Source organism: Nocardia sp. CA-128927, assembly GCF_050955855.1.
In the GTDB taxonomy this organism is placed as follows: domain Bacteria; phylum Actinomycetota; class Actinomycetes; order Mycobacteriales; family Mycobacteriaceae; genus Nocardia.
Window position 1 is genome coordinate 4,072,762 of sequence record NZ_CP192087.1, and the last position, 24,650, is coordinate 4,097,411.

Consider the following 24,650-nt stretch of genomic DNA (forward strand, 5'->3'; position numbering starts at 1 on the left):
CCGTGATCGACATCCGTGACCTCGCCCTGAGCTACCCAGGCGTCACCGTCCTCGAAGTCCCCGAGCTGACCGTGGCAGATGGGGCACTCACCTACCTGATCGGTCTCAACGGCACCGGCAAAACTACGTTGCTGCGGTGTATCTGTGGCGTCATCGCGCCTGCCATCGGCACCGTCCGGGTCGACGGCACCCTCATCCGGGCCCATCACACCACACCGGCAACTCTCGGCATGCACCTCGACTATCGAGCCTTCCACCCACGCCACACCGCACGTCGGCACCTGCGCTGGATCGCCCGCGCGCGTGGACTACCCACCGGCCGGGTCGACGACGTCCTCGAGATCGTCGACCTCGTCCGGGTCGCCGATCGCCGGCTGGGGCACTATTCGCTCGGCATGCTCCAACGTGTCGGCATCGCCGCCGCATTGCTCTCCGAGCCGCGAACCCTGCTGCTTGACGAACCGCTCAACGGCCTCGACATTGCGGGCATCCGCTGGATACGCGAACTGCTGCGTCAGCTCGCCGATGCCGGGACCTGCGTCCTGGTTGCCACACACCTGCTCGATGAGGTCGAACGCAACGCCGACCACATCGTCATCCTCGGCAACCAGCGCATTCTGACCGACCAGCCGTTCGCACAACTCATGAACACCCTGGGGCCTGGTGAGACCAGCCTCGAAGACGCCTACCTGCGCATCGCCGGCCTGCCTACCCACCGCGCGTTCGGCGTGGCCCCATGAACAGCCCCGGTCCGGCCACCCTGATCCGCCGCGGCGTCGCCGCCGAATGGACCCGCACCGCCGGACGTAGCTTCCTGTGGACCGTCGCTGTCCCCCTCACCTTCGTGCTGCCGCTGGTCGTCACCTTCGGAATCGCTGCTGTCGCAGAACGACTCGCCACCCTCCTCGGACAGAGTTACGTAGCCACGGTCTCCACCACGAACTCCGTGTACTGGGTGATCACCCTGTCCGTGTCGGTCATGATGGTCGCCGCCGCCTACGCCCATGCCAGCCAATGGCGCGGTCAGACAAGCGATCTCAATGCCTTCCTGTTTCCCCGGTCTTGGACGGTGGCGTTGGCCCGGTGGATCTACTACGGCGCCATCACGGCGATCTCGACAGTCGTGCTACTCGTCGTCGTAATGGTCACGCTGCCACACCAGTTCCCCCAGATCTATGGGAATGTGGACATCACCGACTCCGCCGGTATCCGGTTCCTCTGGACCGTACCGACCTACGCGTTCGCCGCATGCGGAGTGGGTGTCGCGGCCGGGTCGGTGATTCGCACTCCGTCCGCCGCCGTCGCCTTCCTCCTGTTCTGGGTCTATGTGGCCGAGAACTCCCTCAATCTGCTACCCAATGGATTCACTCTGCAGGCCTACGCCCCGTTCCTCAACGCCGTCGCCGCGACCGGCCAGCAAGTCGCCTTCCTTCCTCGCTTCGGCCGCAACGGATCTCTGCTCTACTTCGTCCTCATAGCCGGCGCCCTCTTCGTCACCACAGCCGTCCTACCCTCGCTCATTCGCCGGTTGTCCGGACGGCGCAGAACGACGCTCGCCAAATCAGGCACAACCTGAGCGAAGCTCTACGAGCCCGGTGACTGCGGCGCCGATTGTTCGCCCGCTGTAAGGTCGCCACGGACTTCGGCCGCGCGATTACCAGAGACTGGACGAACCTCGAGCGGAAGCCTTCGCATCACCGGGATCGGACCCATGGCTCGCGGGAGCTTCTTGGTCGGCACCGGCTGGAATTCCCACTTCGACAGCAGACTGCGCAGCGTCGTTTCCAGTGACATCCAGGCATAGTTGTTACCGATACACATCTGGTTGCCCATGCTGAATGGAACGAAGCTCCGGCATTTCGAGCCGGAGCCCGCGGTCGGCCACCGATCGGGGTCGAAAGTGTTCGGATCGGTGAAAACATGCGGGTTGCGGTGGATAGCGGCAATGCTGTAGCCGATATCGGTCCCAGCGGGAAAGGTGAAACCGTCGAGTTCGACCGTGGTGACGGTGCGTCTGGTCTGCAGTAGCGGCGAATGGATCCGCGTGACCTCGTTCAGGAACCGGTTCAGGTAGTCGAGTTTGTCAGGGCTTCGGGGATCGAAATCTCCTGCGGCGGAGATCTCTTGCTGGAGTCTCGACGCCACCTCCGGATGCTGTGACAACTCGTACAGAGCCCAGGTCAGCACGGCGGTCGAGGCGTCGATCCCGCCGAAGAGAATGGTCACGGCCTGCTCCGCCAGGAACTTGTCACTACGGTGTTCGTCACCGAACGAATTCAGCAGGATGTCGATCAGGTCGTTCCGTCGCTCACCGCTGCCCCGGCGCGCGACGAGCAGCTCCTGGCAGTATTCCCGCAGTTGCGTTCCAGCCGACAGGAATTTGCGGTTCACCGGCAATGGCAGGCTCGCCAACCACTTCGGCAGCACGCTGCCCACGATGGCACCTGCGCCTATGTCCTCGATCAGACCCGAGATGAGTTGCAGCTCCTCGGTGTCGGGTTCGTGCGAGAACATGGACCCGAGCAGGTTGGCGATCACCAACCCCAGCAGCTCGGCACGGGCCTCGATAATCTGGCCTGGCTGCCACGAACTCGCCAAGGCGTCCGCGTTACGCTTTATAGTGTGCTCGTAGCTTTCCAACTCTGTCCGATGGAACGCCGGCTGCAGCAGACGACGAAGATCCTTGTGTTGCTGGCCATCCGCGACGATCAGCGATTCTCCGAATATGAGACGGATGCGTTCGAAGAGGAGCCCTCGCTCGTAGGCTTCGGAGTTCTCTACCAGCACCCGGCGCAGTAATTCGAAATCGGTAATGACGTAGACAACGAGACTGCCGATATCTACACGTACTATTTTCCCGACGCTGGCCAGATCCACCATGAACTGGACTGGATCACGCAACATTTGCTGACCGTGCCCGAGAACCGGCACACGTCCAGGCCCGCACGGGACGTCATGAAGATCCACTGGATGTTGCCTTTCTATCCGGCAGGTTCGAGGCCAGAGACTTCGGGTGATCGGACCACATCTCGGACAACAGCGATCCCACTCCTTCTCTGATGTCCGTCGGTGAGGTCGCTGAACAACCGGCCCGCGCCGTCGGCGGCAAGACGCTGGATGCCCCGGCTACACGAAGCGGTCCTTACGACCAGGTCAGTCATTGCCACTCCTGGATCAGCGGTCGAGCAACGATCTCCGTACCACTCTCGACAGACCTGCCTCGGTTTCAGACTTCCTCGATCGTCCACACAGGGTCTCCTGCACGAATAGGCGTCAACCGAGCTGGATCACTGAGGTCTGTTGCCCGTCGATACGTTACATTAGTCGGGATCCCGGACCGGCCCTGACCTTCTGCCGAAACGCGAACGGTCCGAGCGTCATTCACGGCTGAAGTCACACCTCCCATCGTGGTCGATTGCGGTCGTGTAGCTGGTGCGGGCTCACCGCCCGGGTGCGGCCCAGCGCGCCGATCTACGTTCGGCGGTCACCTGGGCACGCTGTACACCGCCTTCGGTGGGCAGGCTGGTGGGCCACCCCTGGCCGGACTGATCACCTCTGGAAACGCTCGTTTCGCAAAGGCGCTGGACTACGGTGGCAGGCTGCGATGGCGCAGTTTGGTTGCTGGTCCGGGGACCTGCGAACGCGCGGCAATGCCGCGACCCGCGCGCTGCACGAAGCGGTCACGCGGAGGTGGCCTGCGAGACCAGAGCCGTTGCGGCTCATAACATTCGGTAGCGCCGACTACCACGCAACCGGTTCCGGTCTCACATGGCCGAACCGGCAGAGCGGGTGGTGTCGTCCGGAGCGGTGTCCTCGCAGAGGCGGGGGTCGGTGTCGAACCTCATCGTTTTTCTGGCGTCGTCGTAGGTGGGCCAGCCGGGGTCTCCGTGGGTTGCGAAGTCGAGCCAGGTTTGGTGCATCGCGCGGGTGAGGGTGTTGGGGGCGGCGTCGCCGATCAGGTCGCGGCATGCCTGGGTGGTGTCGAAGACGAAGGGGATGTCGAGGCCGTGTGCGGCACCGTGTTGTGGTGCGCGCCAGGCGAATTCGTAGACGTAGGTGGGGCCGGGGTGGCGGCGTGCGGTGCGGCGGCTCGGTGATCGGAACATCAGATCGGTGTAGGCGGCGGTCAGTGCGTGCGCGGGGGTGACGGCGGCGTCGTGGAGGCCGTGTTGCTGCAGGAGTGCTTCGGCGTCGGGGTAGGTGGCGGCCAGCTCGGCTATGGCGTCGTGCGCGTCGAAGGCGGCGAATGCCTCGGCACCCAAACCGAGGTTGGCTTCCTCGAGTGTCGTGCCGATCAACAGGTCGACGCCGCGCGAGTGTGCGCTCGGGACGCCGACCGGGTCGGGGAGGACGTCGTCACCTGTGGTGGGGAGGAACAGCGCGCGGCGGTGGCCGGGGTCGATACCGTTGTCGTCGCGCAGATCTGGGCGGGGCTCGTTTCTGAACAGAGCTGCCTGCGCGCGCAGCAGATCGGAGGCAGCGAATGCTCTGAATGCCGTTGTCGTCGGGACGGTTCCGAGCCGGGCGGCGAGTGCCTTCGTGAGTTCTTCGGTGAGCTCGAGCCTGCGGGCCATCTCGTCGTGTCCGCTCGCGACGATCGCTCGCCGGAACAGTCCGGCGGCCAGCGGGGAGTGCAGCAGGAACGCGACCGAGGTGCCCCCGGCCGATTCGCCGAAGACGGTGACGTTGTCCGGGTTGCCGCCGAAGTCGGCGATGTTGTCGCGAACCCAGCGCAGGGCGGCGATCTGATCGCGCAATCCGAAGTTCGTACTCCCACCAGGGAATGCGAGGAAACCCTCCGCCCCGAGTCGGTAGTTGACGGTGACCAGGACGACGCCGTCACGCGCGAACGAGGTGCCGTCGAAGGCGGGGGCGGCGCCCGAGCCGATCATGAACCCGCCGCCGTGCAGGTAGACCAGCACCGGCAGTCCACCCGTGCCGGGGTCGGGTGTCCAGACGTTGAGATTGAGGTAGTCGCCGTCGCCGACGACCCATCCGGGTCCGGTCAGCGGCGCCAGATGTGCGTGCGCGGGGTGCAATGTCGGCTGGGGTGCGGTGGCGCCGTAAGCGGTGGCGTGCCTGGTGCCCGCCCAACGTTCGATAGGTGCCGGGGGTGCGAATCGGCGTTCGCCCGTTGGAGCTGCCGCGTAGGGGATTCCGAGGAAGCGGGCAACGCCGTCGGTGTGGTCGCCGGACAGTCGCCCTGCCTCGGTGTCCACGGTGTGGACGGTCATCAGCGACCTCCCCTTTCGTATGCTCGCGTCACGCTGGATGGTCGGGCCGAGGGAGGTCGGCACCCACCTCGTCCAAGCCTGCCATGAGCCTTCGGTGTCCGAGATCGCCGTCGTCAGGTCGTGCTGTGGGTTGAACGCGACAGACTCTCGCGTTCTTCGGAACGAACGCGGCATGTGCAAATGTCACGTGCGCTGACCGCCTGAAGCGTGGCGGGGGTCGAGATCGTCGCCAGGTACCGTTGGGCGGTGAACCCAGCTGATGCGCGACTCCTCAAAGACGGCGATCTCGATACCCGTGAGGAGAATCTGCGCCTGCTGTTCGTGCGGGCTGCCGACGGTGACGCATCCGCCAAGGAAGTACTGTGCGCGCTCGTCCGCGACTATCCCGACTACCACCGGTCGCTGTACAGCCGGGCGTTGAACCGGGCGGCGGTCTTCGGTGATGACGCGCTGGAGGCACCGCTGCTCGCGTCACTCGCCGACACTCGGTACAACTGCCAGGCCTGGGCGGCGATGGGCTGCGCGGCGCTCGGCTTCCGTGCCGCGGTTCCCGGCTTGGTCGCGATGCTGGATCACCCGCAGGAGATGGCGCGCGAGCAAGCGGTGATCGCGCTGGGCACACTCGGCGACGAATCGGTGGTTCCGGCGCTCACGCCGCTGTTGCAGGACTCGATCGGCGGAATGCGCGAACGCGCCGCCGAGGCCCTCGGCATGATCGGCGGCGATACGGCCCTGGCCGCACTGTGGGACGAACTCGAGCACCGCCGGTACTACCGCATCGGCTATATCGCCAGCGCGCTGGCCAAATTCGCTCCCGACATCATCCCGAGGCTGTGCGAGGCGGCCGACAGCGCCGACCCCGACCAGCGCTACTGGGCGGCCGTCGCGCTCGGTTCGACCGGCGACGATCGTGCTGTGCCGACGCTGGAGCGACTGATGGCTAACGACCGGGGCTCTACGGTTTTCGACGGCATGGTGAGCGTCGCCGCGAAGAAAGGCTTGCGCACGCTACGACGAATCCAGGCCGCAATCGCGGCCCGCGAATCCTGAAAGTGCAGCTGCCGCAGGAGCTTTGCGGCACTCTCAGCCGAATTGTGCAGTGCCGCCACAGCGGTTCGGCTACTTCGGGCACTTCTCCTTCGTCTTGACGACGCCGAGCGACACGGTGGTGTCCTCGGTCAGTGGTGCACCATCCTTCGGTGACTGAGTACAGACCTTCCAGTTGACAGGCCACGTGACGGACTGCTGTCCGTCCATGTCCTTGACATCTGTCTTCTCGTGCCCGTCCAAGGTTTTGACGGCATCCACGAGACTCTTACCCGCCAAGTTCGGCATCTCAGTCGGCGCGGCGTCGGCCTGCGTCGACACACAAAGAACAACACACGCCACTACGACTGCCGTGCTGCCTGCTCGCCTCAGCTGCATTCAAAGCCCCGTTCGTCGAGGTGGACCGGGCGGTCCGATTCACCGTACTTCCCGGTATTCGGACCTACGAGTAACTCGGATGGGCGTTTCATTCGCGGGAGCGCGCGGCGGCCCGGAACAGTTCTGCGAATCCCGGCTCGGCTGGGCGCTCGGTCTGTGGCCGAACACGTTGGGGCAGCTGCGATTCAGGAGGCCTTGAACAACTCGTCCTGGCGGTCGAGGTAGGGCTGGAACAGTGCGGCGGGCCAGTTCGGATCGATGTTCGAGACGCGATCGATCACCTTCCACACGCCGGCGCGGCGTTCGAACCGATCCTGGTAGGTGCCGGTCGACACCACGCCCTCGTTGTCCTCTTTCCAGTTGACGCGCCAGCGCCAGGACACGATGGCGGTGTCGCCCGCGCCGTCGATCTCGAACCAGCCGACGTCGTGGTACCACTTCTCCAGCGGAAAGACGCTGTGCGCGTAGTCGTAGAGGCTCTTCAGTCCTTCGGGTCCGGTGAAGGTCTGCGACCGCAGGTCGTGCACCGTGAAGGTGGCCTCCGGCCAGTACAGGCTCACGTACTTGTCGACGGATTCGCGGCTCGGGTCGTTGTCGATGTACCGCTGGTGGCGCACCAGCTGTTCGAAGATCTCGAATCTGTCCACCGCGGTGAGAGGTGTTTGATCAGTGTCCACGACGGTGGGGGATGCGGTGTTGTTGCTCATGCGGGCAACGTTAGAAGTCTGCGCGCATCGGGGAATCGGTCATCGTATCGGTCGGTGGCCGGCAGGCCTCGCCGCCGACCATCGGTCACCGGCCGGTCAGTAGCGCAGCAGGGCGACGCTGCAGGCGATTATCCAGCCTGCCCAGCCGAGCCAGCCGAGGAAACCGATCAGTGCGGTCCGATTGGCTCCGTCGGCGTTGTACGGGCTGGTTGCGGAAGCGACGAAAAGTAGTGCGGCGCTGATGTATCCGAGCCAGGAGTGCCACGTGGGAATCAATCCGGTGCTCGCCCCGGCAACGGTGAAGCCGAACAGTGCGATGGCCAGGAAGACCTGGTTGAAGCCGAACAGTACGTTGCTCAGGCTCCACAGGCCCGCCACCGAATCGCGATCACGTTCGGCGGCCGAGGCCATGCCGAACCGAAGCGCCTCTACGCAAGTGAACGCGACGTTCTGCATGAGGACTCCGGCGAATCCGACGAGCGCCCAGGCTTCCGGCCCCGACCCGCCGCGCCACAGCACTGACAGCATGCCTGCGGCGAAGACGGTGGTGCACACCCAGCCCGCCGGAGCGGCGACCGAGGGCTTCTTCAGGGCGTCGCCGACCGCAGCGAAGGACGCCGCGACGGCATCGAAGTCCTTGGCGCCCACCGGAAGTGGCAGTCGACCGCGCACGTAGGCCACGTTGATGACGACCGCGAGCAGCACGAATCCGAAGCCGGCCACGCCCGCCGCGGCGGGAAAGCTGATGAATCCCATGGTGTCCCCTCCAGTATTAGGTTTACGCTACCTATATTGAATACACGATGGGTAACCATGACGGCAATGGCTGCGACTCAGTGGGTTTGGCCGCGCCGATGGCGGCACCACGTGGCAGACCGGGCCGTGATGGGTGCCGGTCTGCTGCGGGTATTCGGTTGACGCTGCTTGGATTTGGAGAATCCAGCTGCGGCGGATACGCCCAAGTCGGGCGGCAGATTCCCTTAGTCCCGGGCTTGCCAGCCCGCCGGGTCGACACCGCCGGGTATGGGCTCGGCGGGTTCGTAAGGCGCGCGGGTGAACACGTAGCTCACGAGTTCCAGCCGCTGTGGCGTGCCGTCGGGGTCACGCACGATCGCCATGCGTTCACCGGCGTAGTAGTCGTCGAGTCCGGTCCAGGAGCCGTCGGCCTCGGGGCGGAACCGGGACTGCCGCCCGCCGTGTGCGAGGGCCTTCAGCTGTAGCAGACCATCGGCCCGCAGGTGCAGGGCGATGGAGGCGGTGCCCCAGTACCAGGTTCCGGTGAGCGCCAACAGCTTTGGGTCGACGGAGGAGGCGGGCAACCATTCCTCGGGCAAGCTCGGCTCGTGCTCGGCGAGGATATCCAGCATCGCGTCGGTCAGCTTTCCCCGGATGCCGCCGTAGGTGGTGTTGGAGAGGAACAGCACGCCGGTGCGGTCCTTGGGGTCCGCCCAGACGGTGGCGATGAAGCCGGGCATGGCTCCGCCGTGGCCGGACAGTCGGCGACCTTTGTGGCGCTGCAACTGCATGCCGAGTCCGTATCCGGAGTTCCACTCGTCGCCGTCTTCGACCGTGGCGGGCTCGCGCATTTCCGCCAGTGTGTCGGCCGCGAGCACATCGCCGGTGTCGCCGCCGAGGAACGCCGCCCAGCGGGCCAGATCGTGCGCCGTGGACCACAGCTGGCCTGCCGCGCCCATCGCCCCGTGGTCGTGCGACGGCTCCGGTAGTGCCACGTCCGCCCAGGGGTGCACCGCCCAGCCGGTGGCGTGCGGGGCGGCGGGTAACAGGGTGGTGCGGTCCATGCCGAGCGGGGCGAGCACCTCGGTGCGCAGTGCCTCGAACCAGCTGTGTCCGCGCAACCGGGCGACCAACTCGCCGAGCGCGGCGAAGCCGACGTTGGAGTAGTGGTACCGGCGGCCCGCCCGGTGCAGCAACGCCTTGCTGCCCGCGTCGCCGTCCAGGCCGGCGGCCAGCTCGGCCCAATCCCCACCTTCGGTGCGCTCCCACCAGTCGCCGGGGGACTCCGCGCGCAGACCGGAGGTGTGCGAAAGCAGTTGGGCAACAGTACGATCCGCCAGCGGTGCGCCGGGCACGTGCTCGGCCAGTGGGTCGGACAGGTCGAGCTTGCCCTCGTCGCGCAACCGCAGCACGACGGTGGCCACCATGGACTTGGTGATCGAGCCGATGCGGTACTGCGTATCGGTGGTCGGTTGGCTCCCATCGACCCGGCCCCGGGCACCCGACCACACCAGCTGCCCGTCGCGCACCACGGCGGCGATCAGCGAGGGCACCCGATACTCCGCTTGCTCGACGGCGACCCGGTGCAACAACGCCCGCTCGGTCGATGGCAACAGCATCCTGTGACTTCCCTTCGCCTGTTCAGTAATTCGGACGGACCGATCAGGGTGCTGCGCCGCCGCTCGCGATATCGGCAGCGGTGCGGTACGTCGTCATCAGGGTAGCGCCGGGTCTGGAGGCTAGATCGGTTCGCGGCGAGCACTGCGATTCGCCATCAAAACTGGGTGCTACTGCGTCGAACGATCGTGGCGAGCCGCCGACTCCAGCATGGTTCGCCCGATGTGCCTGACCCGCTGTGCAGCCAGCAAGTCAAGCCCCCAGTTCGGTGGTGATGCACATCGCCGCTCCGACTGCGTATCCATACTTTCCGGGCAGGTCGGTACGGATCGGAGCTGAATACGCTGAGGTTCAACGGCTTTCAAGAGCCGCAGCGATGCCAGTTCCCCATCGAAGCCAATCACCTTGTAACGCGGCCCGTTTCGGGGGAGCTGAGGATCACAAAACGTGTCTTGCAGCCGACGGCCGGGTAAGTTTGGCAGCCGGTTCACGGATTGGTGGGGTATTTGAGAGCGCGGTTGCGATCTTCGGTCGAGGCGTTGCAGGGCCTGCGGCAACGGCGCGCTGGGTCGTGGTTGGCTCCGTTGGTGGCGGTGTCGGGCGGTTTGGTGCTGCTCGGCTGGCGGGCCAGTACGTACGGCAGCTGGATGATCGACGACGCGGGCATCACCTTCGCGTATGCGCGCAGCGTCGCCGCGGGTCTGGGTCCGGTGCTACAGCCCGGCGCACCGTCGGTAGAAGGATTCTCCAATCCCACTTGGCTTTTGGTGCTCGTGATCGGCGAATGGTGCGGACTCTTCGACCGAGGCAGTGTCTTCGGCATCCCCGACTATGTCCTTTATCCGAAGCTGGTCGCGCTGATCTGTTGCGCGGGCATCCTCGTTGCCTGTTACCTTGCGGCGCGCAGGGTCTCGCGATGGCCCGCGCTGGTCACCTTCGGAACCGGCGCGACGCTCGCCGCGATCCCGTCGTTCGTGATCTGGTGCTTCTCCGGCCTGGAGAACGCATTGTTCGCGCTGGCGGTATGCGTGCTGGCCGTCCACCTGTTCGTGGCGGTGCTGGATGACCGGCTGTGGACGCCGACGGTCGCGGTGACCGCCGGTGCGATAGCGGCGTTCGCGGCGTTGACCCGTCCCGACGGCCTGATCTATCTCGCTGCGTACCCACTGATTTCGGTGATTCTGGTGCGCCGCGCGACGTTGCCCGCCGCTGTTCGATGCGTGCTGTACTCGGGGCTGGCGTTCGCGATTCCGTTCGGGGCCTACCTGTTGTGGCGGTTCAACGAGTTCGGCAGGCTCGTCGCGAACACCGCGGTCGCCAAGAACCAGGCGATACCCACCGTGCACGACCTGACCAGGAGCGGCGACCTGGTGCAGTATGCGGGCGCACCCGCGGTGCTCGCGGCCGTCGGAGTAGTCGGTCTCGCCCTGGCCGCACCGAGCAGGTGGCGTGACGGCGCCGTCGCATTCCTGGTGCCGCTGGCACTGGCGATGATCGCCTATTGCGTGCTGCAACCGGATTGGATGGCGCAATTCCGATTCGCCACTCCGGCATGGGTTCTCGGCGCGTTCGTTGCCGTGATCTCGGTGGGGGAGCTGCTGTCTAGGCTGCGCGCGCACCGCCGGGCTCTGGTCGTGCTGGCACTGGTCGGCGCGTTGATCCCGTCGGGCGTCGCGTTCGCCGACGCATCCGACTCGTACCGCGCCAACTCGGATGTCCCGTTGTGCTGGATCGTCCTTCGCTTCGGGCAGGTCTTCAACGGCTACGCGGACATCCTCGACATCAAGCAGGGCACCTTGCTCACCCCCGACATGGGTGGCAGCTCGCTGACCTCGCGTTTGCAGCTGATCGACATGGCCGGACTCACCGAATCACGGATCGCGGACATCTACGCGGGCAACGATTCCACGAACCTCGGTGACTACGTGTACGAGGACCTCAAACCCACCTTCATCCACACGCACGGAATCTGGCTGAGCAACGAGATCACCATCGACCCACGAATCGAACGCGACTACTACCGGATGCACCGATCCCCGGATCTCGAACGGCCGGACGAGGACTGGGTGCGCAAAGACGTTGTGCGCGACGAACATCAACTGCAACAACTGCGCGACTACGCAGGCCGAGTCCTCCCACCCCTGTGGCCCGGATTCCGGTCGTCCGGCGACTGCGGACCGGTACTGCGGCCGGGCCAGACCCCGGCCAGCTGACTGGGACCGATCGGCGTCCGGCCAACCGGTCCCGGCCGTCAGAGGGGCGCGGGTACGTCGATGGTCAGCTCGGACGGGGTTGGGTTCGTGCTCACCGTGACGACGACGCGCCCCGAACCGGCGAGCGTGAAGAAGGCGGCGTTCCAGCCGTAATGGCCGTCGTGCTCGGTGGTCCGTGTCTCGGTCGTGCTCGCGCCGGTATCCACATTGCGCATCGTGACCGTCGTGGAGATCTGGCAGTCGTTCGCGCCACCCGGCGCGGCGGACATCGAGCCCAACGGATTGCTGGCGGTGTCGGGCGTGAAGTTCACCGTCACGCGTGCCGAGCTATCGATGAAGTCCGCGAACTCACGGGCTTGCTGCCCCTGACTGGCCGAGACCTCGGCGGTGGCCTTTCCTGAGCACCCCGGCCCGCCGTCGACGCGTGCCGGGTCGAACGACACCGGGTCCGCGGACGCTGGACCAGAGGATATGGCGAACGCGACCATCGGAAGGATCGATACTGCTGAAAACTTCAGAACGCCTCGCATCATGACTCCTGTCCTTACGCGGATCAGTGGGGCGATACCCAGGCCCCCCACTGCGGGCCCAGCAACTATCTGGCAAAGTTCCACGCTAGCAGAGCTGATCTGACCGCGGGCGGCGATGCCTCCTCCCGGCGAGACGCTATCCATCCCGTTCGCTGATGCGAAGCCACGACTTTTCGGGTCCGTCCCGGCCGATCTCGGTGCGCTGGCGCTCCAGCTCCATCGAAATTCGAACAACGCGACACCATTCCGGCGCGCACGAATCGTGAGTTCGGAACGAGATCGTTTGTCACATGGGCTCAGGCGCTTCGCGATGACTCCACAGCCGGACTGCTTCGAGTTGAGCGACCGGTTCGCCTGGCCTCAATCTTGACGCCGTGTTCGATGAAAAATACTGAACGCCAGTGGGATTCAGGTGCTGGTTACCGGTTCTTCGCCGTGGCGTGGCTCGACAGAGATGCGAACCGGGGTGACCAGTACGTTCACCGCCGACAACCGATTGTGGAAGCCGATTTGTGCGGTCGACCGATTGATGACTCGACATCTCGGGAACGTTCCCCTGCGGAATGATTGTTCTGGCGTATATCAGCGATACCATCATGGTGGACGCGGTGTGGTGCGCGACGGTAACGGGCGCGGCACCGCCGGTGGTCTTCAAACATCGGAGTGGACGCTAATGACCGCAGAACCGAGGCTGATCGAAGTCGATTCGGGTGTCGCAGAACGCGGCCCGACGGCGCTGCGGATCGCGGTCGGCGGTCAATTGCGCAAGCTGCGTGAGGCCTGCGGCATTACGCCGCAGGCTGCGGGCGAGCACATCCGCGGTTCGGCTGCCAAGATCAGTCGGCTCGAGCTCGGCCGGACCGGATACAAGGAACGCGACATCGTGGACCTGCTGACCCTGTACGGGGTCACCGATCCGGAGCAGCGGACGAAGCTGGTGGATCTGGCGCTCAAGGCCAACGAGCCGGGCTGGTGGCATCGCTACAACGATCTGCTGCCGCAATGGTTCGAGACGTACCTCGGGTTGGAAGGCGCGGCGCGCACGATCAGAACCTTCGAGGGCCAGCTGGTTCCGGGACTGCTGCAAACCGCGGACTACGCCAGCGCCGTCGTCGCGGTGGGTTACGAGAACTCCGAAGCGACCCGGCGCAGGGAGCGTGGTCAGCGCCAGGGGATCGACGTCCAGGCGGCGCGGCGGGTGGAGTTGCGCACCAAGCGGCAGGAGATCCTGAATGTGCGGGGCGGGCCGACGCTGTGGGCGGTGCTGGACGAGGCCGTGCTGCATCGACCGGTCGGCGGCACGAAGGTGCAGCGCGCGCAGATCGAGCATCTCGTGGAGATGTCGACCAAGCCGCACGTCACCATCCAGGTACTGTCCTATCGATCCGGCGGCTGCGCGGCGGCAGGCAGTTCGTTCACGATGCTGCGCTTCGCCGAACGAGAACTGTCCGACCTCGTCTACCTGGAACAGCTGACCACCGCGCTGTATCTGGATAGCCGGGAGGACCTGCACCTGTACCGCGAGGTGATGGACCGGCTCGCCGTGCAGGCCGAAACGCCGGAGGATTCGCGGGAGCTGATGGCCGCAGCCGCCGCGCGGCTGTAGATCACGAGCATCGCTATCCAGCAGCTAACAGGCTGAACGGCCTGCGGCTGACACGAACTCCGATCGTTTCTCCTCCGCTGCCATCACAGTTCCGTTGGGCCCCAGTCGATTACATCTACCGAGTCGCCGATGCTGATCTTGCCGGGGCGCGACACGGCGAACTTGGCGCCGATCGCGACGCCGCCGATGGTGCGGCGATACCCGGCGAGGGTTCGTAGCGGTTCGGGGCCGGTTCTGGTTCCGGTCTGCTGATCGACCAGGGTGGTGGCGCAGCGGATGGCGAGCTTGGCGTAGCCGAATTCGGTGTCGCCGATGGTGATTCGGCGCAGTTCGTCCTCGCGGTAGGGGTCGTCCCAACCATCGAGCACGAGATTGGCGCGGAAGCGGTCGACGGGTAGCGGGTGCGCGCCTCGGGCGGCGATGCGTTGGTTGAGATCGCGGACCGAGGACAGCGAGATGATGTGAATGGGGCAGCTGTCGGCATAGGCGGAGGTCCCCGGTGTCTGTCCGTCGGTGACGCGATGGTGGTCCGGTGGAACCCGCATCAGCCCACTCGGCGCTTGCAGCACGGTCGAGATCCATTCCGCGACATCGTGTCCCTGGTCGATGCCCTCGAACGGAGCGCCGAACAGAGTCACCTCTCGGCGGGGACCGGCTGGGTCCACCGCGAGCCGAAACGGGTCCATGTCGGGTGCGTGCAGGACGAGTTGCCTTCCGTCGCTGCTGATTTCGGGTCGGATCGAGGCCAAACGGGGATTGCCACGCTGTGAACGGAAGACACCGTCGCCGTCCACGACCAGGAAACTGCGGTCGTGTTCGAGCCCGGCGGGGGTGAGCACACCATCGTCGACGGCTATCCCGGCGCAGCTCTTGACGGGATAGCTGTGCAATGCGGCGACAGTCACGGCGTTCATGGTTGCCACGCTAGCGTTTTCGGCGCCGGTTACCACGCCCACGTCGAGGCCCACGCTGAACGCGTTGGGGAGCGGTCTCTTGTGGCGTCGGGCACACGGCCCTAACCTGGCTTGCACTCGGTGTCTGTACCAATCGGAAGGAAATCGAATGAAGAAGTCGTGGTCAGCGATTGCCGGTGCTCTGGTGGCCCGCTGTGTGGGGTCGGTCGTGGGTGCTGTTCCGGCCGGTGCGGGGACGTCCGAGGATCAGATGCTGTCGGTGGCGAACGCGGCGCGGGCGAAGTATGGGGCGACGGCGTTGACGTGAAACTCCGACTTGTCTTCCAGCACAAAGCAATATGCGGAGGCGTGCAAGTTCGAGCATTCGAATTCGGGCGGTCGCTATGGCGAGAACCTGTACGCGGGTACCGGTGACCGGAGTTTCGACGATGCGATGGAGAGTTGGATGTCGGAGGCGAGCGCTTACGACTACAACCATCCTGGCTTCTCGTCCGCGACCGGGCACTTCACCCAGGTGGTGTGGAAGGGAAGCACGCAGCTCACCGTGGGCATCGGATCGTGTCCGGCGGGTACGATCTCGCTCAGCCCAGCACCTTCGTGGTGGCTCGCTTCACGCCGCCGGGAAACGTCCAGGGTCGGTTCCCGGAGAACGTCGGACGGCCGCAGAACTGAGCCGTTCTTAGTATCCCGTCGGGACGAACAGGGTGTCGTAGCACGGGTTTTGGTCATAGGAGTTCGCGCATGTCATGCGCGGTTCCGGACGCGCTGAGAGGAACGTAGTTGCTGAGCAATATCCGTGTGCGGCTGTCGGCCGCTGTCATAGTGCTGATCGCGCCGATTGTCGCGGCTGGTCCGGCAACAGCCGATAACGACGGCGTTGGCGTAACACAGATTCCCACCGCCGAGTGCATCGATCGGTCGATCCAACTCGGTCCCGAGGAAGCACGCTTGCAGCGGCCGGAACCGGCTGCGCTGATCGAGGGTGGTGGCTTCACCGATCTGGTGCAGTCGTTCGCATCGGATCTTTGCTCGACAACGGATTACGGTGCGGCCCTTGCGCTTGCCACCACCGATGCGCGACAGCTGTGGCGCCGTGCGGTCGACCGGGCCCAGGGGAGGGGGCCGAGCGGCTCGTTGTCGGCAAGCGACGATCGGCCGCTGTACTGGGCCCGGCTGGCCGCGGTGGCATCGGTGCGGCAGTGGAAGCCGTCGTTCGGCCTGTCGCCACAGCAACGCGCCGATATCGTCACGGCGATCGACCGAACCGGGCGCGGCCAGGATGGCATTGCCTACTCGACGCCCCGTTCGACTACCCGGCATGTCCTGATCACCGGGTTCGATCCCTATCGGTTGGACACGGACATCAGGGGTGGGAATCCTTCGGGTGCAACGGCTTTGGCGTTGGATGGCAAGGTCATCGAAACCGACAAGGGCCGTGTCGAATTCGCCGCCGCGATGCTCCCGGTTCGTTGGCGTGACTTCGGTGACGGAGTTGTCGAGCAGACCTTGCGGCCGTTCTTGACCAACGGCGCCGACCAGGTGGACCTGTTTGCCACGCTCAGCGTAGGCAGCCCAGGCGAATTCGACCTCGAGCAGACCAACGGGGCCTGGCGCGGCGGCAAGGCCGACAACGAATCCGTCTGCTACCTGGGTCGCACCCCCAACACCGCGGCCGCCGCGGGTACCGAGCCGCAGTGGACTCGTTCGACCTTGCCGTTACCGGAGATGGCAACTGTCCCTGGGGCGTTCGCGGTCAAGGTACGCACCTCGGTGGACACCGCCCTGCCCTTCTTCCCCACACTGCCTGTCATCACATTCTGCGGCCTCCCCACCATTCCGAGCGTCCCCGCCCCCGACGGCCCGCCGCCGGATTCGGTCGCCTGGGCAGGCGGCGGCGGAAGTTACCTCTCCAACGAAAGTGCCTATCGTGCAACACTATTGCGTGACGTAGTGGGTGCCGACCTGCCCGGTGGACACATTCACGTCCCGGTACTCGAGGGTCTGCCCGAGTCAGGCTTGACCAGCCCTGATTTCGACAACAACCGCGACGCGATCATCACCCAGGTAACCAGCCTGCTCCTGACCGCCGCGGACTCCGGCAAGAGTTGAATCGCCGGACGGACTTCCGCCGTACTCGCCGCCATGGCACATCTCTCACCGTGCCGTCGGACACTCTGCCGGACTGGTTGCCTGCCTGGTGTGTCGATCAGCTGGGGGACGAGCCGGTCGGCGTGCTGTTCGAGATGCGGCGGATATCGGCGGTCTTCGGGCCATGCGTTCTGGGCAGCCGGAGGCGGCCCTGGTGGGTGCGGCGTGCGGGGAAAGTTGTGGCCTGTCGGTGGCGGGGGAACGCAAACCTGGATGATGGGCGCATGCTCCCCACCGACGACCTGGCCCAGGCGGACCGTCGCCGAGCCGTGATCGACACGCCCCTCGGTATCACCGGGTTCTCCGTGACGCTCGGCTCGGATCTGCTACCGGCCGAGCCGGATACCTTGTGGCGCTTGCCGAATGGCTCGCATCTGCATCGGTGGCGGCATCGCAACGCGACGGTGGATCTGCTGATCGGCAGCATCGACGTACCGGCTTGGGACGGCGGCGCACCGGTCCCGATGTGGGCCGGAATCTGGCAGGTGGAGGCGCGAGCCAGGGTGTCCGGGTTGATTGTCTCGGCCGAACTGACCGACCTGCCCGCCGATGCGTACGGCGGGCCGGATTCCGGTGAATGCCTCGCGGCGGTGAGTGTGGAGAACGAGCACTTCATGGTGTCGATCGGCGGCCCGGATGCCGAGCTGCTCGCCATGCAGGCCGCGGACGGTCGGCTGATGCCTACCCGCTGGGCGCGTCAGCTGCCGACCGACGCAACCTCCGAATACGGTGTCCGATACGCGGATCCGGCCCGCATCGAGTGGCATCTACCCGGCCTGGCCACCGGGGAAGTAGCCCGACTGTGCATCGCGACCGCCTGGTGCCCCCGCGACGACGATCGACCCGCGGCCTGGTTCGCCGTCGACATCCCCCTCGACACCGCGTACCTGCAGCTCATCGCCGATCCGACCTGATCGGCTACGAGCCCGGCGCGGCCATCCACGTTGTTCGATCCAAAGTCCGCAGTCTGCGTCCAAAACGCCTGAGTACGGCTATATTCGTTCAGGACGCGTGCAGCGGCTGATGACTCGAATCCGGTTGTCGTGCTCGATGCGGTACAGCCGCACCGGGGCCTCCGTTCGGCTGCATGGCGCAGGGTGAGAGGACGTCACAATGAGCTCGGGTGACAGGAGGGAAAGACCGGCGATCTCGTTCGACCGGCCCAGTTCGGCGCGCGCGTACGGATGGATGCTCGGCGGGAAGGACATCTACCCGGCCGACCAGGACATCCTCCTCTACATGCTCGGCCGGTTTCCCGAATGCGTCGACATCGCCCGGCAGAACCGCCAATTCCTGTACCGCGCGGTCCGTTACCTCGTGCAGGAAGCCGGCATCAGCCAGTTTCTCGACATGGGATGCGGGCTGCCGACCGACAACAACGTCCATCAGGTCGCCCAACGGTTCAACCCCGACGTGCGTGTCGCCTACGTCGATGTCGACCCCATCGTCCTCGCACACGGCCGCGCGATGCTGGCCGAAGCCCGGGCGAACACCACCGTCATCACCGCCGATATGCGTTCGCCCGAAACGATTCTCGCCGATCCCGACGTCGAACGGTTGATCGACTTCAGCGAGCCGGTCGCCGTGCTCTTCCTGTCCGTCGGCCATCACCTCAAAGACGTCGACAAGGTCGGCCAGGGTGCACGGCATGTGTTGCGGCACGTCATCGACACCGTCGCGGTGCCCGGCAGCCACCTCGCCTTCTCCCAGGTCGTCAGCGACGACCCGACGCTCGGTGCGACGTTCGCCCGCAAGATCGACGAGTCCGGAATCCCCTGGCAGCATCGTTCACCCGAGGAGGTGGACGCACTGTTCGACGGTCTCGAACAGATCGCCCCCGGTCTGGTCAATCTCGTCGACTGGCGTCCCGACCCGAACCAGCCCCCGCTGGAACCGGTACCCGAGCCACTGCGCCGATACGTCGGTGCCACCGAAAGTCGTAGCAAGGTCTACGAATACGGCGGGATCCTACGCAAACCCTGACCGTGGGCCGTGGAAGTCAAAGCGCGGGTAGAGGTTTGCGACGCTCGTTGTCGGCCGCAGCCTGGAATGCCGCCCGCCATGCTGCGGTCAGATCGTCGCGGCTGACCGCTACGGCAGCCGCGGTGTTGCCGCCCGGTACGGCTACCCGGTCGATGATCTCGTCCAAGCATGCGCCCTGTGTCAGCAGTCGGCTTGCGGCATTTACGCTCTGTGTGACCAGCTGTTCGGCCAGATCGGGCGGCAGTTGCGTGGCCAGCTCGAGCAGTGGTAGCCCGTTGTTGATCGTGACGAGGACGTGCTGGTCGGTCAGCTGAGGCCGGATATCGCCCAGCACCATGGGGAGATCGGCGTTGCGCACACAGAGCACGATGAGTCTGGCCCGGGTCGGCAACTCGGCCAACGGCACGATCGTGATGGATGGCACCGCTTCGTGGACTCGCGCCATGCCGGCCTCCGAGCGGCCCGATGCGAACAGACAATCCGGCTCGACCGCTCTGCTGAACCCTGCGGCCAGGGTCGACCCCATCCGACCCAGTCCGATGATGCCAACAGATCGGGTCTCCATGAGCATGATCGTCTCAAGAGCGCAGCAGGGCGTCTTCGCCGTGTCCATTCCGGCACGTGCACCTCTCCGCGTCCAGTGTGGGGTTGTGCCAGACGTGAGAGCAACGCCACGAGTGCCGTGCCGCGCGGATCTGATTGGGTGGATGCATGGGAGAGATCTGGTTGTTCTCGTACGGGACCCTGCGGCAGGTCGAGGTGCAGCGCACCGTGTTCGGGCGTGAGCTGGATGGTCACGTCGATGAGATCGTCGGGTACGAGCTCGGTGAGGTGGTCATTACCGATCCGGCGGTGATCGCTACCAGTGGTAGCGCGCGCCACCCGGTCCTGGTGCCTGCGGATGCTGCCGCGGGCGTGGCCGGCACTGTGTTCGCCGTTACCGAAGCGGATTTGGCGGCCGCTGACGCCTACGAGGTCGCCGACTACACTCGGATCCTGGTGCCATTGGGGTCGGGCAAGCAGGCGTGGGTTTACGTCCTCGCGTCGGCGGCGCCCGAGGCGACGCTGAGCAGCTGATCGAGGTCGGCACGGCGAACTCCCCAGTTGTGTATCGCCGCATGTCAAACATTGGGGAACAACGGCTTTCGCGGCGGGACCGTAAGTGTTCGTATGGTTTGCAATGCCCCCGTTCACTGCTCGGCACTGCACGCAGCCATCTTTGGTAAACGGCAGTGTTTCTCATGATTCCGCGCCGCTGCTGTTCCCTCCCCTTGGAGCAAAAATGATCCGCGCCCGGGCATTGCAGGCGACCTTCGCCGCCCTCGCGACTGCCTTGCTGCCCGCCACCATCGCCGTTGCCGCACCTGCCCCCACCCCCGCACCCATCGATTACGCCGCGCTCGGCGACTCCTACTCGTCCGGCACCGGCATCGGTGAGTACCGGCCCGACAGCGGCGACTGTCGCCGTAGCGATTCCGCCTACCCAGCACTATGGGCGGGATCCCACACCGTCGGCACCTTCTCCTTCAAGGCCTGCAGCGGCGCCACAACTCAGGACGTCCGCTCCGGCCAACTGAACGTGCTCAACGATCGGACCGGCCTGGTCACCCTCACCGCGGGCGGCAACGACGTCGGCTTCTCCGACATCCTGCGCTCCTGCGTGTTCCCGGCCAGCGATGCCAGCTGCGACGCGGCGGTGAACGCGGGCATCAACTATGCCAATCGCACATTGCCCGGCCGCCTCGACGGGCTCTACCAAGACATCAAGGCCAAGGCGCCGAAGGCCAAGGTCGTCGTCTTGGGCTACCCTCGGCTCTTCGAGCGTGACGTCTGCCCGTTCAGCTTCAGCTTGCACAAACGGGACTCGCTCAACCGCGGGGCCGACGAACTCGACCGCGTCATCGCGGCCCGCGCGCAGTCCGCCGGATTCACCTTCGCCAACCCGACCTCCCGTTTCGCCGGACACGGAATCTGCGGCCGCGATCCGTGGATCAACCAACTGAACGTCGCCGACCCCGTCGAGTCCTACCATCCTGACGGCGACGGCCATGCCCGCGGCTACCTGCCCACACTGAACTCGGCCACCGGGCGAGCGGGCGACCACGTAGGCGGGTAAACCTGCCAATCGAGCTGTTCGGAATGCCATAGGAACCCGGCCCGGACTGTGACCTCTCCCGCATCTGCGGGCCGATTACCCGTTCTAGTGTCCACACCGCTTAACGTCGCCACAGCACAACAGTTGTAGGGAAGGTGGCGGCGGGCGTGGTTGATACCCAGGCGAAGCTCGATGAACTGGTCAAGATCCTGGCGATCGCTGCGGAACCGGCAGGTGAAGCCGGTATTGCCAAGCGAGAGAAGAAGGGCGTGCCGAGCGTCCGCGAGCGGGTGCACATGCTGCTCGACCGCGGGACGTTCATCGAGACCAGTGCTTTGGCTCGTCAGCCCGACCAACCGGACACGCTGTACGGCGACGGGTTGGTCACCGGTCGAGGTTTGATCGGTGGCCGCCCGGTGGTGGTGGTGGCGCACGATCAGACCGTGTACGGCGGGACGGTCGGTGTCACCTCCGCCCGCAAGTTCATGCGGGCGCTGCAGTTCGCGTTCGACAACGCGTGCCCGGTGGTGACGATCAACGATTCCGGCGGCGCGCGTATCCAGGACGCGGTGGGCTCGATCGCCTCGTTCGGTGATATCTCCCGGGTGTTGGAGAAGCTGTCCGGCTATGTGCCGCAGGTGTCGATCATTCTCGGCAAGTGCGCTGCGGGCTCGGTGTATGGGCCGATCAACACCGACGTGCTCATCGGCACTCGGGACTCCTACATGTTCGTCACCGGGCCGGAGGTGATCAAGGCCGTCAACGGTGAGGACGTCACGGCGGAGGCGCTCGGTGGCGCCGAGGTCCAGGCCAAGCGCGGCACGCTGCACCATGTGGCGGACACCGAGCAGGCCGCCTACGACTGGGCCCGCCGGTACCTGAGCTACATGCCGACCAGTTGCCTCGAGCAACCGCTGGTCGTGAACCCCGGCCTGGAGCCGGAGATCACCGATACCGATCGGGAACTCGACAAGATCATCCCGGACTCCGATCGCGCCGGGTACGACATGCACGACATCCTGCTGCGAATCTTCGACGACGGCGAATTCCACGAGGTCCGCAGCGAGTTCGCGCCGAACCTGATCACCGGATTCGCCCGGGTCGATGGCTATCCGGTCGGTGTGATCGCCAACCAGCCGTTGGTGCTGGGTGGTTCGATCGACGCCGCCTGCTCGGACAAGTCGACCTACTTCATCCGGCTCTGCGACGCGTTCAACATTCCGCTGGTGTTCGTCGTCGACACCCCGGGCGTGCTGCCGGGTCTCGAGCAGGAAGCCAACGGTGTGATCATCCGCGGCGGCCGGGTCCCGCGCGCGATCATCGAGGCCACGGTGCCGATCATAAACCTGGTGGTGCGCAAGTCGTACGGCGGCGCCTACGGCATGATGGCGGCCCGGCAGGTGGGTGCCGATATCAGTTTCGCCTGGCCGACGGCCCGGATCGCGGTGATCGGCGCGGAAAGCGCGGTCGACCTCATCGGTAAGCGGCAGTTGGCGGCGGTGCCGCAGGAGCAGCGGGCGGCCGCGCGCGAGTTCATGATCAACCATTACAACGAGACGATGGCCACCCCGTGGATCGCGGCCGAACGCGGTTACATCGACGCGGTCATCGAACCCGCGCGGACTCGCTTGGAGATCCGGCACGCGCTGCGTTTGTTGCGTGATAAGCCGCCGGCCAAGCCGGAGTTCAATCCGCGCAAGCATTCGGTGTACCCGATGTGAGCGTGGTCGAAGTCAGCGCGTGAGGCGACGCACCCGATCGTTGAGGTACCGCTGTTCGGGGACGCTCGCGGTGAGTTGCGCGGCCCGCCGGTAACTGTCGATGGCACCGGCCTGGTCGCCGATCATCTCCAGCAGGTGTGCGCGCACCGCGTGGGTCCGGTGATGACGTGCCATGGACTGGTTGTCGAGCAGGGGCGCGATCAGGTCCAAGCCCTGCTCGGGGCCGAAGGCCATGCTGATGGCGACGGCCCGGTTGAGCGTCACGACCGGGCTCGGCGCTACTTGGTCGAGCATGGCGTAGAGGACGCAGATCTGCCGCCAGTCCGTGCTCTCCCAAGTGGGCGACTCCGCGTGCACGGCAGCGATCGCCGCCTGCAACTGGAACCGGCCGACGTGGCCGCGGGGCAGCACCCGTTCGAGGATGGCGACACCCTCCGCGATCAGGTGCTGATCCCACCGCGAACGGTTCTGCTCGGCCAGCGGGATCAGATTGCCGTTCTCGGTACGGGTCGCTGCCCGGGAGTGGGTGAGCAGCATGAGCGCCAGCGCGCCCGCGACCTCGTCGTGATCCGGTATCGCACAATGCAATTGACGGGTCAGCCGAATCGCTTCATCGGTCAGGCTCCAATCCATCAGTGCGCCACCGGCAGAACGCGTGTGGCCCTCGGTGAACAGCAGATGGCACACGTCGAGTACGGACGTGATGCGCGCGGGCAGGTCCGTTCGGCTCGGTAGCTCGAACGTCGCACCGGCCGACCGCAGGGTCGACCGGGCCCGGGTAAGACGTTGCGTCATGGTGCGTTGCGGAACGAGGTAGGCGGCGGCGATCTCGGCGGTGCCCAGACCGCCGATGGCGTGCAGCGTCAACGCGACCTGCGAGGAGCGGCTCAGGCTCGGGTGGCAGCACAGCACGAACAGTTGCAGCATGTCGTCGCCCGCGGTCGGCTGATCCGCCGACCGCGCGAGGTATGCGTCGCTCGGCTGCGCGACGGCCACCGCCTCTTCCCGCCCGGCCCGGGCTCGGTCGGCTCGCACCCGATCGATCAAGCGCCGCGACCCAACGGTGATGAGCCAGCCCCGCGGATTGTCGGGCACCCCGTCGCGGGACCACTGCACCGCCGCCGCCTCGGCCGCCTCCTGGGCGGCGTCCTCGCAGTCGCCGAAGTCGCCGTGCCTGCGCAGCAGGGCGGCGAGGACGTGCGGCGACTCGTGTCGCCATACGTCCTCCACCACCCGGTCGCTCACTGGTCGTCGCCGCCCGGCCACATCGCGGGCCGCAGCTCGACGGTTTCCCCCGGACCGGCGAACTGTGCGGCGATTTCCTCGGCGCGCGTGTGGTTTTCGACGTCGATCAGGAAGAACCCCGCCAGGTGTTCCTTGGCCTCCGAATACGGGCCGTCGGTCACCAGCGGTTTCCCGTCACCCCAGCGGTACAGCCGCGACGACTCGGGCGCACCGAGGGCTTCCCCCGTCAGCAACTCACCCTGCTCCCGCATCTCGCCGAGCAACTTCTCGAAATCGGAGTTCACCCGATCCCGCTCCTCCTGCGACATCGCCTGGTACTCGGGCAGGTAGTCACCTGTCGGATGTCCCCAAGGCTGCGGGTTCGAGTGAATCAGGATCACGTACTTCATCACGGCTCCTTCACGATCGCGGATGCGCCCGATTGACCCATCCTTACCCGAAACGTCGGAGCCGCCGCCACGATGTCGACATTCGTCA

The 24,650-nt window shown here is 65.7% G+C and carries 24 protein-coding genes; 13 read left to right on the plus strand and 11 right to left on the minus strand.

What is annotated here, in order from left to right; translation table 11 throughout:
- Window positions 1-2: 2 nt before the first annotated feature.
- Window positions 3-740 (plus strand): ABC transporter ATP-binding protein, encoded by a 738-nt coding sequence (locus ACQPW1_RS19280; RefSeq protein ID WP_433664071.1) that lies wholly within the window; start codon window positions 3-5, stop codon window positions 738-740.
- Window positions 737-1,576, plus strand: a complete 840-nt coding sequence (locus ACQPW1_RS19285; protein WP_433664072.1) for an ABC transporter permease — start codon at window positions 737-739, stop codon at window positions 1,574-1,576. The genes ACQPW1_RS19280 and ACQPW1_RS19285 overlap by 4 nt, the downstream gene beginning before the upstream one ends.
- An 8-nt stretch (window positions 1,577-1,584) precedes the next feature.
- On the opposite strand, the gene ACQPW1_RS19290 is transcribed toward ACQPW1_RS19285, so the two are convergent.
- Window positions 1,585-2,967, minus strand: a complete 1,383-nt coding sequence (locus ACQPW1_RS19290) for a cytochrome P450 (protein WP_433664073.1) — start codon at window positions 2,965-2,967, stop codon at window positions 1,585-1,587.
- Between the two features lie 797 nt (window positions 2,968-3,764).
- Window positions 3,765-5,234, minus strand: coding sequence for a carboxylesterase/lipase family protein (locus tag ACQPW1_RS19295; RefSeq protein WP_433664074.1), 1,470 nt, complete (start codon window positions 5,232-5,234; stop codon window positions 3,765-3,767).
- 246 nt (window positions 5,235-5,480) lie between these two features.
- Between ACQPW1_RS19295 and ACQPW1_RS19300 the strand changes: the two genes are divergently transcribed.
- A complete protein-coding gene (locus tag ACQPW1_RS19300; RefSeq protein WP_433664075.1) occupies window positions 5,481-6,284 on the plus strand; it encodes a HEAT repeat domain-containing protein in 804 nt (267 codons plus the stop codon).
- A gap of 69 nt (window positions 6,285-6,353) precedes the next feature.
- On the opposite strand, the gene ACQPW1_RS19305 is transcribed toward ACQPW1_RS19300, so the two are convergent.
- The 4 genes from ACQPW1_RS19305 to ACQPW1_RS19320 all read right to left on the minus strand — a co-directional run bounded on the left by ACQPW1_RS19305 (window position 6,354) and on the right by ACQPW1_RS19320 (window position 9,720).
- Window positions 6,354-6,602: a PASTA domain-containing protein gene (locus tag ACQPW1_RS19305; RefSeq protein ID WP_433664076.1), complete on the minus strand. Its 249-nt coding sequence runs from the start codon at window positions 6,600-6,602 to the stop codon at window positions 6,354-6,356.
- A gap of 242 nt (window positions 6,603-6,844) precedes the next feature.
- Entirely contained in the window at window positions 6,845-7,366 is a 522-nt protein-coding gene (locus tag ACQPW1_RS19310; RefSeq protein ID WP_433664077.1) for a nuclear transport factor 2 family protein, read from the minus strand.
- 96 nt (window positions 7,367-7,462) lie between these two features.
- Window positions 7,463-8,122 carry a 2-oxoglutarate/malate transporter gene (locus ACQPW1_RS19315; protein WP_433664078.1) on the minus strand — a complete coding sequence of 220 codons (660 nt, stop codon included), beginning with the start codon at window positions 8,120-8,122 and terminating at the stop codon, window positions 7,463-7,465.
- Window positions 8,123-8,346: 224 nt separating this feature from the next.
- On the minus strand, window positions 8,347-9,720 hold the full coding sequence (locus tag ACQPW1_RS19320) for a serine hydrolase domain-containing protein (protein WP_433664079.1): 1,374 nt from the start codon (window positions 9,718-9,720) through the stop codon (window positions 8,347-8,349).
- A gap of 516 nt (window positions 9,721-10,236) precedes the next feature.
- Between ACQPW1_RS19320 and ACQPW1_RS19325 the strand changes: the two genes are divergently transcribed.
- Window positions 10,237-11,931 (plus strand): hypothetical protein, encoded by a 1,695-nt coding sequence (locus ACQPW1_RS19325; RefSeq protein WP_433664080.1) that lies wholly within the window; start codon window positions 10,237-10,239, stop codon window positions 11,929-11,931.
- Window positions 11,932-11,969: 38 nt separating this feature from the next.
- On the opposite strand, the gene ACQPW1_RS19330 is transcribed toward ACQPW1_RS19325, so the two are convergent.
- Window positions 11,970-12,464 (minus strand): hypothetical protein, encoded by a 495-nt coding sequence (locus tag ACQPW1_RS19330; protein ID WP_433664082.1) that lies wholly within the window; start codon window positions 12,462-12,464, stop codon window positions 11,970-11,972.
- Window positions 12,465-13,134: 670 nt separating this feature from the next.
- On the opposite strand from ACQPW1_RS19330, the gene ACQPW1_RS19335 reads away from it, so the two are divergent.
- Window positions 13,135-14,067, plus strand: a complete 933-nt coding sequence (locus ACQPW1_RS19335) for a helix-turn-helix domain-containing protein (RefSeq protein WP_433664083.1) — start codon at window positions 13,135-13,137, stop codon at window positions 14,065-14,067.
- Between the two features lie 83 nt (window positions 14,068-14,150).
- Here ACQPW1_RS19335 and ACQPW1_RS19340 read toward each other — a convergent pair whose 3' ends face one another.
- Entirely contained in the window at window positions 14,151-14,981 is an 831-nt protein-coding gene (locus ACQPW1_RS19340; protein WP_433664084.1) for an MOSC domain-containing protein, read from the minus strand.
- Between the two features lie 148 nt (window positions 14,982-15,129).
- On the opposite strand from ACQPW1_RS19340, the gene ACQPW1_RS19345 reads away from it, so the two are divergent.
- From ACQPW1_RS19345 to ACQPW1_RS19365, 5 genes are all read left to right on the plus strand, one after another.
- Window positions 15,130-15,288, plus strand: a complete 159-nt coding sequence (locus ACQPW1_RS19345) for a hypothetical protein (RefSeq protein WP_433664085.1) — start codon at window positions 15,130-15,132, stop codon at window positions 15,286-15,288.
- 9 nt (window positions 15,289-15,297) lie between these two features.
- The gene (locus tag ACQPW1_RS19350; protein ID WP_433664086.1) at window positions 15,298-15,750 is read left to right on the plus strand and encodes a CAP domain-containing protein; all 453 of its coding nucleotides are present in this window, start codon (window positions 15,298-15,300) and stop codon (window positions 15,748-15,750) included.
- 11 nt (window positions 15,751-15,761) lie between these two features.
- Window positions 15,762-17,090 carry a hypothetical protein gene (locus ACQPW1_RS19355; protein ID WP_433664087.1) on the plus strand — a complete coding sequence of 443 codons (1,329 nt, stop codon included), beginning with the start codon at window positions 15,762-15,764 and terminating at the stop codon, window positions 17,088-17,090.
- A 263-nt stretch (window positions 17,091-17,353) separates the two neighbouring features.
- Complete coding sequence (locus ACQPW1_RS19360) at window positions 17,354-18,043, plus strand: hypothetical protein (RefSeq protein WP_433664088.1); 690 nt, start codon at window positions 17,354-17,356, stop codon at window positions 18,041-18,043.
- A gap of 199 nt (window positions 18,044-18,242) precedes the next feature.
- Entirely contained in the window at window positions 18,243-19,112 is an 870-nt protein-coding gene (locus tag ACQPW1_RS19365) for an SAM-dependent methyltransferase (RefSeq protein WP_433664089.1), read from the plus strand.
- Window positions 19,113-19,128: 16 nt separating this feature from the next.
- Here ACQPW1_RS19365 and ACQPW1_RS19370 read toward each other — a convergent pair whose 3' ends face one another.
- Window positions 19,129-19,677 (minus strand): pyrroline-5-carboxylate reductase family protein, encoded by a 549-nt coding sequence (locus tag ACQPW1_RS19370; protein ID WP_433664090.1) that lies wholly within the window; start codon window positions 19,675-19,677, stop codon window positions 19,129-19,131.
- A 146-nt stretch (window positions 19,678-19,823) separates the two neighbouring features.
- On the opposite strand from ACQPW1_RS19370, the gene ACQPW1_RS19375 reads away from it, so the two are divergent.
- The 3 genes from ACQPW1_RS19375 (at window position 19,824) to ACQPW1_RS19385 (ending at window position 22,928) form a co-directional block, all read left to right on the plus strand.
- Window positions 19,824-20,189 carry a gamma-glutamylcyclotransferase family protein gene (locus tag ACQPW1_RS19375; RefSeq protein ID WP_433664091.1) on the plus strand — a complete coding sequence of 122 codons (366 nt, stop codon included), beginning with the start codon at window positions 19,824-19,826 and terminating at the stop codon, window positions 20,187-20,189.
- A gap of 205 nt (window positions 20,190-20,394) precedes the next feature.
- Window positions 20,395-21,228 (plus strand): SGNH/GDSL hydrolase family protein, encoded by an 834-nt coding sequence (locus ACQPW1_RS19380; RefSeq protein WP_433664092.1) that lies wholly within the window; start codon window positions 20,395-20,397, stop codon window positions 21,226-21,228.
- 146 nt (window positions 21,229-21,374) lie between these two features.
- Window positions 21,375-22,928 carry an acyl-CoA carboxylase subunit beta gene (locus ACQPW1_RS19385; protein WP_433664093.1) on the plus strand — a complete coding sequence of 518 codons (1,554 nt, stop codon included), beginning with the start codon at window positions 21,375-21,377 and terminating at the stop codon, window positions 22,926-22,928.
- Window positions 22,929-22,940: 12 nt separating this feature from the next.
- Here the strand turns inward: ACQPW1_RS19385 and ACQPW1_RS19390 are convergent, their stop codons facing one another.
- Together ACQPW1_RS19390 and ACQPW1_RS19395 are read right to left on the minus strand one after the other, a co-directional pair.
- A complete protein-coding gene (locus ACQPW1_RS19390) occupies window positions 22,941-24,173 on the minus strand; it encodes an RNA polymerase sigma factor (RefSeq protein WP_433664094.1) in 1,233 nt (410 codons plus the stop codon).
- Window positions 24,170-24,562, minus strand: coding sequence for a YciI family protein (locus ACQPW1_RS19395; protein WP_433664095.1), 393 nt, complete (start codon window positions 24,560-24,562; stop codon window positions 24,170-24,172). Before ACQPW1_RS19395 ends, ACQPW1_RS19390 begins: the two co-directional genes overlap by 4 nt.
- Window positions 24,563-24,650 lie beyond the last annotated feature (88 nt).